Source organism: Blautia sp. MSK.18.38, from assembly GCF_024460535.1.
GTDB classification, from domain to species: domain Bacteria; phylum Bacillota; class Clostridia; order Lachnospirales; family Lachnospiraceae; genus Blautia_A; species Blautia_A fusiformis.
The window spans coordinates 211,390-223,585 of sequence record NZ_JANFYP010000003.1 but is presented as its reverse complement, the minus strand read 5'-3'; the positions used below and the strand labels follow the sequence as shown (position 1 = coordinate 223,585).

The window sequence follows — 12,196 nt, the reverse complement described above, 5'->3', positions numbered from 1 at the left end:
CTCACCCTTTCTTATCATAGAAGAATCCTATTTACAGAGATTTTTTCATAGTCTCGAAATGCCGCCCTAAAAATCATCCATCCATAGGAGATATCCAATTCGTAGTGTTTCACCGCCCATTTTGCTTCCAGTTCATTGTTTGTTTCGTCCGATAAGCAGGGATTAAAGACCACCGAACAGCTGTGAGAGGCCTGCATTGTTTTTCCATTTAATTTTAAACAAGGAATAATATCAAGGCAAAGAGGGTTGTCTAAATCTATTTGCAGTTGTTGTTCTTGCGTAAAATTTAAACAAGAGTCATTTTCGGGGCTTAAATCCCACTTTTTCATAAATTCGCGAATATCTTCTGCCGGAGTACACATACAAAAATCCAAGACAAGACCTTTATTGCAAGAATACACCGCAGGAATAATCCAATGATGCCCAGCCCATTCGAATTGCTTATTTAATCGAAGTTCTGTTCCGGCATGGCCTTTTCCTGAAGGCTCCCAGAAGTTTCCGTCAAAATAAACCTTCCATTCAGGGATGGGCACTTCTGCATCCGGGTTCATATCAATATCATGTGTATTATCTTCACGGCACTTTGCTCCCACAGAGGAAAGGTCAATTACGCTTTGCAAAAATTTCTGAAATATTCTGTTCATAATGGTCTCCATAATTCTGATTTTCTGAGTTACTTCAATTATGATTAATGATATCATAAAAATGTTTTGCTTTATATTTTTATTTGTTCTCTTCATTTTGTGTTCCGAAAGGAAATTTTCTACTCATACTATATATCGTAAAAAATTCCGGATGGTAACAAAAACTTTAAAATTCTTTTAAAGTCAAAAAAGAAGTCCACTATTCAGACAATGGATTTTTTACGTTGATGATTTGTCAAATATATATTACAGGAGAGATCAGCATATTATAAGGATTTATCGGCATGCTGGACATGAAAATAGAAGAAAAGTAAAGATGGTAAGTGCACTCAAAAAATGATGCAACAACAAGATGTGGTGTTTCATTTACTGTTTTTTATTGACGAATGCAATATATTGTGTTACCATATAAATGGATTATTTTTTATGCATGGTTTGCCACGCAGTAAAGTTTTTTGTTCCGGATATGCTGTTCCGGGAGCAACATTTAGGCGAAGGCCTTTTATCAATAGGAAGATATCAAAAATCAAAAGAAGATTTTTGGTGTCTTTTTTTGTTGCCCAAAAACGAAATGTGAGGTGTACAAAAAAGCAGGAAGGGAGGAAATGTAAAATAATCCATAAAAGATGAACAGGAAAATCAAAAAGGAGGCAGAATATGGGACAGGATATATGCATTCGAAAAGATGAAAAACCATTGGGATATGACTGGGAATGTGGACATGAGGAATTATATGTCAGAGTGAATATGTACTGCGACGGATCCCTGTATGTCGGATTATGGCAAAAGCAAGAAGAATGTAAGGAAAAACTGGAATTATTCGGAGACCTTACAATTGGAGTTATGGGATTCCTAAGACCGGGGCAGGCAATAATCTCAGATTGCGGAGCAAAAGCAAAGGTTGCGTTTATTGAGAAGTATAAACTCGGAAAAGTTGTAGGTAAGAGGAAAATCAATTATGGCAGCTATTATGTCGCAGAGTTTAATCTTGCACGACTTGCACAGCTCGATCCAGAAGGTACGGAAAGATATCTGCTCGAAAATGGTCTTGATCAAAAAGAATTTAAAGCAAATTAGGATAAAGAGGTACATTTGAAAATCAGGCAATAAAGGTGGTGCGGCATGAAAGACGACGAATATAAGGGATATTACTGTCTGCTGATCGCAATCCTGTGCGATTTGAATGCAGCGGAAGCCAGCACAATGTACGAATACGGACCAGATCATCCGCTTTGCCGGAAAATACTGAAAAAGAAAGTTCGGAAACCGTCCATAAAAAAGCTCAAGGAATCAGAAATGGCAGCGGCTATGAAGGCTCTTCTTGATCAGGGATACAGCCAGGATGCAGTATCGGAAGCATTTCAGTGTTTTCCATCTACGGTCAGGCGCAGAGTAAGAAAATTCACAGAAAGGAAGGAAACGAATGACAGATCAGAAATTGATTGCAGGAATATTTAATGATTTTTTAGGACTTTATACGGGTAAAATACAGACCGGTATCCGTCCTTTGATTGAAAAATATAAAAACCATCCCATGCTGATGGGGCTCCTTTCCAATTTGAATGAAGCGGCAAAGATTCAGGCACCGAAAGCCATGAAAGAAATCTATTCTTTCTATAAGGAATATCGTGGCAGGGATCTGGAAGATGCTGACTGGAAGGAACTGACAGAAAAAGCCCGCCAGATCAGTGCAGGATGGGAGGAAAATGAATGGGTTCGCCGTGTTGTGTTGGAAATGATCAGTCTTTTGGATTCTGATGATGCTGAGAGACGCAGGATTGCATTGGAAGTAGAAAAAGAAATGGAAGCGGCTGAACAGAAAATGAATGCGGCATAAAAAGCAGGCAGAGGCAGGAGATTTTTTCTTCTGCCTCATGTTTTTATCAGGAAAGAAGGGATCGATTATGTTAAATGAGATCATAAAAACTGCAGAAGAATTAAATACAGCAGCATTGTATTACCGCCAGAGCGGGAATATGGATGGTGTGCGGGAACTTGCCAAAGCACATGCAGTTTCCAAAAAACAGACAGAGGAATTTATTCAGGGCAGCCGCTACCGGCTGGTTGATATACCGATTGAGGAAAGAAAGTTTGCGAATGCGTCTGAAAAACTGCGTGCAGAAATGTTTGCCTTAAAGGATGCAGGCTTTGCAGACATCATAGGACAGTATCTCATAAATCTTGCCAAAACGGATTCTGCTTTAGATGCACAGGTGTTAAAAAAACATAAGATGCTTCAGAGATGTTTGGATTACGTGACGCAAAAAGCCTACAACATTGCACTGGAGGGAGCGAAAAAAAAGGGAGAGAACGGCATTCGGGCCAATACAGGCCTGGCACTCTCCGGCGACCAGGTTTTTCCCTGGGTACTTGAATATTATGCGAAAGATGATGAAAAAGAAATAGCAGAAAAAGAGCAGGAAGAAAAGAAAAAGCTTCAAAAGGAATGGGATTCGGTAAATAAGAGAACGAAAACAATACCGAAAAACCAGGGGACAAAGAAAGATTCCGAGGTGCATCCCAAAGAAGCAGCGGAGCAGGAAGAAAAGCATATCAGCAAGAAAAAATCAAAAGATTCCGGGCAGATGTCCTTGTTTGACATGATGCAGCCGAAAGAGAGTTAAAGGAGAAGGATATGATCGCATATAAAGGATTTCAAAAGGATTTGAAATGTCGGGGCTTTCAGTTTCAGGAGTATGGCATAAATGAAACGGAAAAAGCAAACTGTAGACAAAATGGATTTCATTGTGCAGAAAACCCACTGGATTGTCTCTGCTATTATCCGAATTGGAAAAATTCCGTGTATTACATAGTAGATGCATCAGGGGATTTGGATGAAGATGGAGAAGATTCAAAAATCTCCTGCACAAAGATGCGCCTGTTAAAGAAAATTGAATTGAGAAGCCTGTTATTACATGGAGCTGCTTACATGGCGAAATATCCAAACCGGAAATGGAACTCCCATGTTGCAAAAGAAAACGGGACCAGCTGCAACGGATTTTGCATTGTACGTGGAAAAGACCCCAAAGCCAAAGGACAAAAGGGCGATTTACTGTTACTTTTAAAGGAGCAGCCTGGCAACAGCCAGATCCTGGAAATTGGGGTCATCTGTATCGATGGTCAGAAATATCCGGAGGAAACATGGATTGATGTGACTGGAAAGCTGGTGGAGTTATGAGAAAAAAGAGGTTGATGGAATTAAAACCATTAAAAGTGATGAACAGACATATCGCCGATGCAAAGAAAACTGAAATATCTTTGAGTCCATTGGAGAAACAAAGGGGTGAACCCGGAAAATATCGGATGTATTGTCGGGCAGCAGTAGAAAAAGGAATTTTAAAAGTGTATCTGTTTGCCGTAACGGATATTGAGGAGAATATAAACTTTCCAAGGTACCGTCTGTTTATAAGCAGAAAAGAGAGACGGTTTATTACCTATGATGAAAAATTAAAAAAATGGAGAAAGGCACTTCTTGAAAGTATCTTATGGGATGTAAGAACTAATTTGGGCAACATCTATGTAAATGGCTGTGATACAAAGATCATCCAAAAATATTTAAAGACAATACAGCCTGCAATCCGGGCACTGGAAGAGTTTCAGGCGAATATCCGTAAAGAACAAAGGATACGTCATGATAAAAAACTTACAGATTCATGGGACCAGGTGATGAAAACTGTATCTGGACTGCCTAAGAACTGGATCGGATGGGTTTCAAAATATGGAATTACGGAACACTATATCTTCTACAAGTATCAGAAAAATGGTGCTACAGAAGGATACTGTACATATTGCAAAAAACATGTTCCTATCCGCTCACCCAAATATAACCAGAAAGGACAGTGCAATGTGTGTGGACAACCGATTACTTTTCGTTCTGTGGGAAAGTCTGGAAGATTTTGTACAAAGTGGTACAGAGTCTATCTTATCCAGAGGAGACGCAAGACTTCTGGTTTTGTGCTCCGGATCTTTCATGCCAGAACGTGGTATAAAAGGGGCGGCTATACAGATTGCGAAACTACCTGCCATGAAGAGCAGAGAAGAATCTTCTCTGCAAATGGAGAGGAAATTTCCAATTTCGTTTATGATCTGTTCAAACAACGGGAAATGCGTTGGATTTCGTGTAGAAGTTCTTGGTATTATACTTGCTGTGACAGTCAATATAAAGGAATGGTTTATCCATATACCCTGTCGGATCTGTCCAGGCATGAATTAAAAGAAACAGGTCTGCGTGAGTACGCCCTTGGTCAGAAAAAGATAGATCCTGGAAAATATCTTTACCTGTGGAAGACATACCCGGTACTGGAACAGATTGTAAAAGCGGGGCTTTTCCAGTTAGTTGATGATGTACTGGACCACAGGGCAGCAGATGCAATAAAAAGAAAAGGCAGAAAACCAACAGAATTCCTGTCCGTAGATAAGAAAGAGTTTCGAAGACTCCGAGATATGAATGGCGGGGTAAAAGAACTTAAATGGCTGCAACTTGAAAAGAGTACAGGAAAAACAATCGGGGATGAAGAAATATGCTGGATGGTAAAAGAAGGATTTGAACCAAACGACCTGAAGTTTGTTCTGGATCAGATGAGCATCTGCCAGATTCGACATTATCTTGTGAAACAATCAGAAAAATCCGGGGATGATATCAGCCATGTGCTGCAGGTGTGGAACGATTATCTTTCTATGGCAAAAAGACTGGGAATGGATATACATGATTCCATTATTTACCGTACCAGAGATCTTCAACTGCGCCATAAAGAGGCGGTTTTGAAGATAGAAGAAATGAAACGCGGAATCCGACGCAGGGAGCTGGAAGAAAAGTATGTCGGATTTCAGAAACATCTCATTGATTTGAAAGAAAAATATGAGTTCAGTGACGGTGAATATCAGGTTATTGCGCCAAAGAGTATCGATGACATCCTATATGAAGGTGATACGCTTCATCACTGTGTAAATAAAACGGATACTTATTTTGACCGGATCGTTTCAAAGGAAAGCTATATCCTGTTTTTGCGGGAAAAAGAGAATCCGAAAGTACCGTTTTATACACTGGAAGTTGAACCAGATGGAACCATCCGGCAAAAACGTGCGGAATTTAATCGTCAAAATAAGGACATTGATAAAGTGACTTCTTTTTTAACATTGTGGCAGAAGGAAATTCAGAAACGATTAACCCAAAAAGATCGTAAGAGCACAGAAGAAAGCAGGAAGCTCAGGCAGCAGAACTATCAGGAGATACGTGATAAGCATGTAGTTGTCCATGGCGGAACATTTGCTGGGGAACTTCTGGCTGATCTTTTAGAGAAAGACTTAATGGACCTACCAGTGGAATCGGCAGAAAACGGAGAAAGCCCTACTGAAATAGCGGCGTAAATAAAAGGATAAAGTGGATGCGGCAGGGAGTTCCCCTGCTGCATTTGAGCAGAAAAGAGAAAATGACATTATATACAGCAGAAAATGAAGGAGAGGACGGATATGAATAAAAAAGAATTGCGTAATATGAAATTGCTGGAAGCTACGGATGAACTGATAAAACTTGCAAAAGAAGATGTGCCAGTAAGAGATGAAGGATACTATACGGAGCAGCTGATTTATCAGAGGGGGCTATATTTACGTGCAGAAGTAGAAAACAATATTTTAAAAGTAGCATTTTATCTGGCAGAATATCTTTCCATGGACTGTCGGAAACCTGTATATACATTATACGTTGATAAAAAGAACGATGTTTTTAAAGGGTATGATTACCAGAAAAAGAAATGGTCAGAAAGTATGCTGGATAAGACCATTTTTTCAAAATGGTTATATCAGGAAAATTCTTATATGAAAGAGGCGGATACAGCGTTGATCCAAAAGTATCTTGAAAGTGAATATGACGATGCTTTTTATGCACTGTATGTATATCAATGTGACCAGAGACACCGGAGGCTGGGAATGAAATATGAAAAAATTCTGACAAACTGGGATCAGTGTATGGATAGACTCCCAGAAGTTCCGAAAGACTGGCTGAGATGGCAGAAAAAAGTTGGAATTACCCAGAATTTTATCTTTTATCATTACAGCCGCAGGAAAGATCAGACAGGATATTGTAGTTGGTGTGAAAGCGAAGTTCCAATCAGCCATCCTCACCATAATGCAGTGGGGCATTGCCCAAAATGCAGACATCAGATTCAATATAAAGCATTAGGCCGGGCCAAAAATATAGAAACCCAAAAAGAGACTGCATACCTGCTTCAGACCTGTGGGAATAATGTATTTGTTTTGAGAGAATTCCAGCTTCAGATGCTCATAGTAAGCAGCTCATATAAAAAACCAGTATATTCTTTCTTTGAGCGCCGGAGAATCCTGTATGATGAAAAATTAAATACGAAAGAATATTATTTCGGCCGTCATCATTGGACAAAAGAAAGCCGATGGATCCAGGGTAAATTACAGGTTCCACTGTATCCAGGTTACGGTGGCTATATGACATATGAAAAATATAATATGGGAAATATTTATGGAAAATCACTGTATGGCATTAAAAACAGGACATTCCGTAGGACAGGATTCTACGAATATGCAAAAGTCAAAAGGTTTTTAGATCCGGTAAGTTTTTTTGAAATGGTTAAAGAAAGACCTTATCTGGAACGGCTCATTAAAGCAGGACTTTATCATCTGGCAGAGGACATTATGGATAATAAAGCACAGATCTATTGTGAAGATTCCGGAGACCTTGGAAAAGCACTGGGAATTGACAGGTTCCGCTTAAAAAGGCTGCGTACAAACAATGGGGGAGAGATTTTTCTTCAATGGCTATTACTTGAAAAAGCCCAAAACAAGTTGATCCGTGACGATGTGATTTCATGGATGTGCCGGGAAAAGCTTAAACCAGCGGATCTTATGTTCATTATGGATCGTATGACCCCTTTACAGATCAAAAATTATCTGGAAAAGCAGGCAGCAGAAAGTGGGGAATCCGTGAAAGACCTGATCAAAACATGGAAGGATTATCTCAATATGGCAATTCGGGTCGGAGTGAATGTGCAGGATTCTGTTATCTACCGTGCACGAAAGCTCATGCAGAGACATAATGAAATGATAAAAGAGATAGAAGCAAAAGATTTGATTTTAAGAGCCGGAGAGCTGGAAAAGAAGTATCCGGGTCTGAATCGTATATGCAGGGATTTGAAAAAATATGAATATGCGGACAAAGAGTATCAGATCGTTGTGCCGGAAAAAGTGGATGACATTTTGTATGAAGCAAAACTGATGCATCACTGCGTAAATAATACAGAAACCTATTATGAACGAATGAGCCAGCAGGAATCCTATATCCTGTTTTTGAGAAAGGCAGAACAACCAACGGAGGCGTACTATACGCTTGAAGTGGAACCGGATGGGACCATAAGGCAGACACGTACTTTTTATAACCAGCAGAATGAAGATATTGAGCTTGCAAGGGATTTTCTTATAAAATGGCAGAAACAATTAAAAAAGAAACTGGCAAAAGAAGATTATAAACTGGCTGTAAAAAGTCAGAGTCTTAGGAAAAAAGAGATTGACGAGCTCCGCAGCAAAGGCGTTCGTGTAAATGGTGTTGGGTATTGCAACAAATTGCTTGCTGAAATTCTGGAGGAAGATTTAATGGAGGCAGGGAATCGGGAACTGGAAGAACAGGCCGCATAATAGCAGATTGATATATCACAAAAGTAACTTCAAAAGTAAAAATGAAATTCCTGTGAAAGTTTGGGGATATTTACAGAAACAGCTCTGAAATTCTCTTTTATTTAAGTATAAGGGATTTTATGGAATTCCTTAAATATACTCGAAACGGAGGATGAGCTTTGGAGGAAAAATTAAAGTTGCTTTGGCTGATATTGATCTTTGTTGATTTTGGGCTTATGTTTGTTTCATTTCCAATCTTGATTTATATGATTTTTTGTATGACATGAATACAAAAAGTTTTCTGTAAGTGCCCTTTTCCGGTGAAAAGACCGGAGGGGCATTTACATGTATGCAACAGTTTATGTATGTATTCGCAGGAATACGAGTAAAATACTACGCAGCTGCTACTGTTTAAAGCCTGTAGTGAAATTGACATTAAATATCTGGAATGATACGATAAAATAGAACATTTTGCAAGGCAGATTGCATAAAATTTTATTCTGATACGAGGTCAGAATTTTATACTTTATACCGCGTCTGCGGATCAACCGATAAAGACACAAAAAGAGTAAAATGGACTCTTGGAGTGTCTTTTTTTTGTTTGGCAAAATGTTTTGACATGTATCAGATCCAATCACGCCAAAAGGAGGAAAGAAGTTTTTATGCCACGTAAAATCAGATCAAACTATAGGGAGAAATTCAAATTTGTATATAATGGAAAGACTTTTGAAAGTAAACGTCAATGCTGCAAAGTTTATGGAATATGTTACCGTAGTGTAATGTCGTACCAGAATCAATATAAATGCAATACTGAAGAAGCAATTACACATTTTATTGAATTGAAAAAAAATAAAGAGATCATATTCCGAAATCGAAAATGGGCCAGCATTAAGACCTGCTGCGAATTTTATGATTTAAACGAAGATTCTGTCAAGACCGATATATGGAATCGAAAATGCACACCACAGGAAGCGATTGAACGGGCAATAGAATGGAAAAAAGCACATGAAATCACATATCATGGTGTGAAATACCCATCACTGCCTCAATGTTGTGAAGACCTGGGAATAAATCCTATATCAGTACGTTTGTATATGGAAAAAAATGGGGTTTCTTCTACACGTGCGATTACACATTATATCAAATCTAAAGAGAAAAGAGCCTTTGAATTCCGTGGAAAAGAATACAAAAATTTTACGGAATGTTGTCTTGCGTATGGATTAAAGCCAAAGTCAGTAAGTTCAGCAGTATTTAAAGCGAAACGTCCTCACGCGGATGTTATGGAAGAAATTATCTCTCATATGGAAGGTTGTATGCCAAAAGAAGTAACGAAAAAAGAAGAAATTTCTGAAAATCAGGTGATGTCTAAAGAAAGGCATCGTGCGAAAGAGGCTTTTTTTTATGAGGGAAATAAATATATCTCACTTGGACAATGTTGTGAATTCTATGGAATTAATGAATCTAGTGTACGCAGTAGAGCTTGGCGAAAAAAGTGTACATGGGAAGAAGCTGTGAAATATTATATTCAAAAAAAGGAAACAGAAACACCGAAAATGCAATTCTTTTATAAAGGGAAAAAGTATAAAAGTGTTTCAGCATGTTGTGCTGAATACGGCGTTAATGCTTCCAGTGTGCGTAACCGTGCCAAAACAACAGAATGCAGCATTGAAGCATCTTTGGATCATTTCATAAAGAAAGCCAGAATGGAAATACAGCCGTCGTTATTTATTTTTAGAGACAAAACCTATAGGTCTTTGGAAGAATGCTGTCTGGAATATGGAGTCAACGCTGACAGTGTATCTTCAAGAAAATATAGATTGAATTGTACTATGGAAGAATCATTGGAGCATTTTATTGAAAATAAAGATATGATTGCCGAAAGAATACAAAAATTTACATTTAAAGGAATAGAATATCGAAGTCTCCGGGCATGTTGTCAAAAATATGGTATTGATGATATATGTGTGAGACAAAGAGCACGAGATAAGAATTGTTCTCTTGAAGAATCGTTTACACATTTTATGACGAGAAAAAGGAAAAAAATGTTAAGTAACCCGGAATTTGAATATCATGGAACTGTTTATCCATCGCTTAAAGTATGCTGTGAGGAATTAGGAATAAATAAAAGCAGTGTAATAAGTCGAAGCCATAGGGCCGGATGCAGTTTACAGGAAGCAGTGGAGTATTATGTCAGCCAACAGGAACGTAGAACATTGGATTAATCTATAAGGCCAGCAGGCAGCCTTTTTTAGAATTTATATAATAGAGAGGAGGAACGGTCAATATCATCTGCCTGCAGATATTGACCGGTTATATATGCTGCGAAAAAAAACACAGCCGGAAGCAAACAACGATAAAATTCTTATATCCGTTAAAGAAGCCTGTGAGCTTACAGGACTTTCTGAGAAAACAATGAGATCATTGATGAATGAAAACTGTTTCATGGTACGGATTGGGCGCAGAACACTGATTGATAAGAAAAAATTTCAAAAATGGATAGATCGGCAGTCTTGAAAGCTTTTTTTTGTTGTGCTAAAATATATATCCAGTGCCATGCATTATCATCAGAAAGGATGGTGGTGTTATGGGCAAAAACTTAAAGGGTAAAGAATTAGGAAAAGGATTATATCAAAGAAAAGATGGACGATATGAGGCCAGAATTTTCGTTCGCGGTACAGGAAAAACGTTTTCAATTTATGGTACAAATTTACAAAATCTAAAAAAAGAAAGAAATGCCTACCTTGCTAATGTTTCCCCCGGAATTGCAGGATATGATCCTAGAATTTCTGTTTCAAAGTGGTATGAAAAATGGATGCTTATTTATGTGGTGCATTCTGTTAAAGCAACCACTTTAAGTAACTATGTAAATGGTTTTGAGCGAGTAAGAGAATATATTGGTTACATGAGGTTAATAGAGGTCCGTCCGACACATATTCTTGACATGATAAAGGGACTCGAAGAAGAAGGATATGCACGTACAACGGTAATACAATCATTAAGTGTAGTCCGTCAGCTTTTCCAAAAGGCATATAGTGGAAAAATGATACCCATAGATCCCGTAGCCGATATTAAACTGCCTAAAGAAGAACCGGGTGAAATACCTGATGAGAAGATAATGCAGGAACAAGAAGATGAAAAATGTCTTAGTATATATGACACTCATCGTTTCCTTGAGAGCTGCAAGAATACCCGGTATTATGAACTCTTTTTTATTCTTCTTCATACAGGATTACGTATAGGGGAAGCACTTGCCCTAGAATGGTGTGATCTTGACTTTAAGCATGAAAAGCTTCGTGTATATAAAACCTTAAACAGAGTTACAAAATATTATGATTCGAAAGGAAATGAACTTCCTGAAAGGTATTCTACTATTCAGATTACAACACCAAAGAAAAGTGCCAGCAATAGAAAGGTTCCATTAACGGATGCAGTGATTGCTGCTTTTATGAGCTGGAAGGAAAAACAGGATCGTGATAAAGAAAAACTGGGGAAAAACTGGGGAAAACCAAATATACTTTTAAAAAAATATCCCGGTCTGATTTTTACAACATCTTCAGGAAGAAGTTATCTTCCATCATCAGCTCAAACAGAATGCAGGCGGATTGTTGGGATTGTTAATAAACATGAAATTGCTCTGGCAGAAAAAGAGAACAGAGATCCGAATTTAATGGATGTTCATCCTCATATTTTCCGTCATACTTTTGTAACAAGATGCATTCAATCGGGAATGGATGCCGCTACAGTAAAGAAAATAGCTGGACACTCTGATGAAAAAATGACTAATTATTATACACACATTGAAGAAGAACATATAGATGACGAATACGAACTGTATATTCAAAAATACGGAACAGAAACCTGATTTTGCAAATGGAGATAAAATTTTAAAGAGAGGTTTAAATACTTGAGTATAG

General features: G+C 38.1%; 11 protein-coding genes. 10 read left to right on the top strand and 1 reads right to left on the bottom strand.

Annotated features, from left to right (window positions below):
- Nucleotides 1-14: 14 nt before the first annotated feature.
- On the bottom strand, nucleotides 15-644 hold the full coding sequence (locus NE638_RS03700) for a hypothetical protein (protein WP_244094793.1): 630 nt from the start codon (nucleotides 642-644) through the stop codon (nucleotides 15-17).
- A 657-nt stretch (nucleotides 645-1,301) separates the two neighbouring features.
- On the opposite strand from NE638_RS03700, the gene NE638_RS03695 reads away from it, so the two are divergent.
- From NE638_RS03695 to NE638_RS03650, 10 genes are all read left to right on the top strand, one after another.
- The gene (locus NE638_RS03695; protein ID WP_244094792.1) at nucleotides 1,302-1,721 is read left to right on the top strand and encodes a DUF4313 domain-containing protein; all 420 of its coding nucleotides are present in this window, start codon (nucleotides 1,302-1,304) and stop codon (nucleotides 1,719-1,721) included.
- 45 nt (nucleotides 1,722-1,766) lie between these two features.
- Complete coding sequence (locus NE638_RS03690; RefSeq protein ID WP_055066226.1) at nucleotides 1,767-2,102, top strand: hypothetical protein; 336 nt, start codon at nucleotides 1,767-1,769, stop codon at nucleotides 2,100-2,102.
- On the top strand, nucleotides 2,068-2,481 hold the full coding sequence (locus NE638_RS03685; protein ID WP_173745788.1) for a hypothetical protein: 414 nt from the start codon (nucleotides 2,068-2,070) through the stop codon (nucleotides 2,479-2,481). Before NE638_RS03690 ends, NE638_RS03685 begins: the two co-directional genes overlap by 35 nt.
- A gap of 67 nt (nucleotides 2,482-2,548) precedes the next feature.
- A complete protein-coding gene (locus NE638_RS03680; RefSeq protein ID WP_173745787.1) occupies nucleotides 2,549-3,268 on the top strand; it encodes a Cas9 inhibitor AcrIIA9 family protein in 720 nt (239 codons plus the stop codon).
- Nucleotides 3,269-3,279: 11 nt separating this feature from the next.
- Nucleotides 3,280-3,822 carry a DUF7666 domain-containing protein gene (locus NE638_RS03675; protein WP_173745786.1) on the top strand — a complete coding sequence of 181 codons (543 nt, stop codon included), beginning with the start codon at nucleotides 3,280-3,282 and terminating at the stop codon, nucleotides 3,820-3,822.
- The gene (locus NE638_RS03670; RefSeq protein ID WP_173745785.1) at nucleotides 3,819-6,011 is read left to right on the top strand and encodes a PcfJ domain-containing protein; all 2,193 of its coding nucleotides are present in this window, start codon (nucleotides 3,819-3,821) and stop codon (nucleotides 6,009-6,011) included. Before NE638_RS03675 ends, NE638_RS03670 begins: the two co-directional genes overlap by 4 nt.
- A gap of 102 nt (nucleotides 6,012-6,113) precedes the next feature.
- Nucleotides 6,114-8,303, top strand: coding sequence for a PcfJ domain-containing protein (locus NE638_RS03665; protein WP_173745784.1), 2,190 nt, complete (start codon nucleotides 6,114-6,116; stop codon nucleotides 8,301-8,303).
- Between the two features lie 641 nt (nucleotides 8,304-8,944).
- Nucleotides 8,945-10,504: a hypothetical protein gene (locus NE638_RS03660; protein WP_173745783.1), complete on the top strand. Its 1,560-nt coding sequence runs from the start codon at nucleotides 8,945-8,947 to the stop codon at nucleotides 10,502-10,504.
- Nucleotides 10,505-10,598: 94 nt separating this feature from the next.
- Complete coding sequence (locus NE638_RS18385; RefSeq protein WP_005422911.1) at nucleotides 10,599-10,796, top strand: helix-turn-helix domain-containing protein; 198 nt, start codon at nucleotides 10,599-10,601, stop codon at nucleotides 10,794-10,796.
- A 70-nt stretch (nucleotides 10,797-10,866) separates the two neighbouring features.
- A complete protein-coding gene (locus NE638_RS03650) occupies nucleotides 10,867-12,144 on the top strand; it encodes a tyrosine-type recombinase/integrase (RefSeq protein WP_173745782.1) in 1,278 nt (425 codons plus the stop codon).
- Nucleotides 12,145-12,196: the final 52 nt, after the last annotated feature.

Excerpts from the sequence above, each read along its gene's own strand:
- NE638_RS18385 (WP_005422911.1), top strand. The coding sequence starts at position 10,599 with ATGCTGCGAAAAAAAACACAGCCGGAAGCAAACAACGATAAAATTCTT.
- NE638_RS03680 (WP_173745787.1), top strand. The coding sequence starts at position 2,549 with ATGTTAAATGAGATCATAAAAACTGCAGAAGAATTAAATACAGCAGCA.
- NE638_RS03685 (WP_173745788.1), top strand. The coding sequence starts at position 2,068 with ATGACAGATCAGAAATTGATTGCAGGAATATTTAATGATTTTTTAGGA.
- NE638_RS03700 (WP_244094793.1), bottom strand. The coding sequence starts at position 644 with ATGAACAGAATATTTCAGAAATTTTTGCAAAGCGTAATTGACCTTTCC.
- NE638_RS03665 (WP_173745784.1), top strand. The coding sequence starts at position 6,114 with ATGAATAAAAAAGAATTGCGTAATATGAAATTGCTGGAAGCTACGGAT.
- NE638_RS03650 (WP_173745782.1), top strand. The coding sequence starts at position 10,867 with ATGGGCAAAAACTTAAAGGGTAAAGAATTAGGAAAAGGATTATATCAA.
- NE638_RS03660 (WP_173745783.1), top strand. The coding sequence starts at position 8,945 with ATGCCACGTAAAATCAGATCAAACTATAGGGAGAAATTCAAATTTGTA.
- NE638_RS03690 (WP_055066226.1), top strand. The coding sequence starts at position 1,767 with ATGAAAGACGACGAATATAAGGGATATTACTGTCTGCTGATCGCAATC.
- NE638_RS03670 (WP_173745785.1), top strand. The coding sequence starts at position 3,819 with ATGAGAAAAAAGAGGTTGATGGAATTAAAACCATTAAAAGTGATGAAC.
- NE638_RS03695 (WP_244094792.1), top strand. The coding sequence starts at position 1,302 with ATGGGACAGGATATATGCATTCGAAAAGATGAAAAACCATTGGGATAT.
- NE638_RS03675 (WP_173745786.1), top strand. The coding sequence starts at position 3,280 with ATGATCGCATATAAAGGATTTCAAAAGGATTTGAAATGTCGGGGCTTT.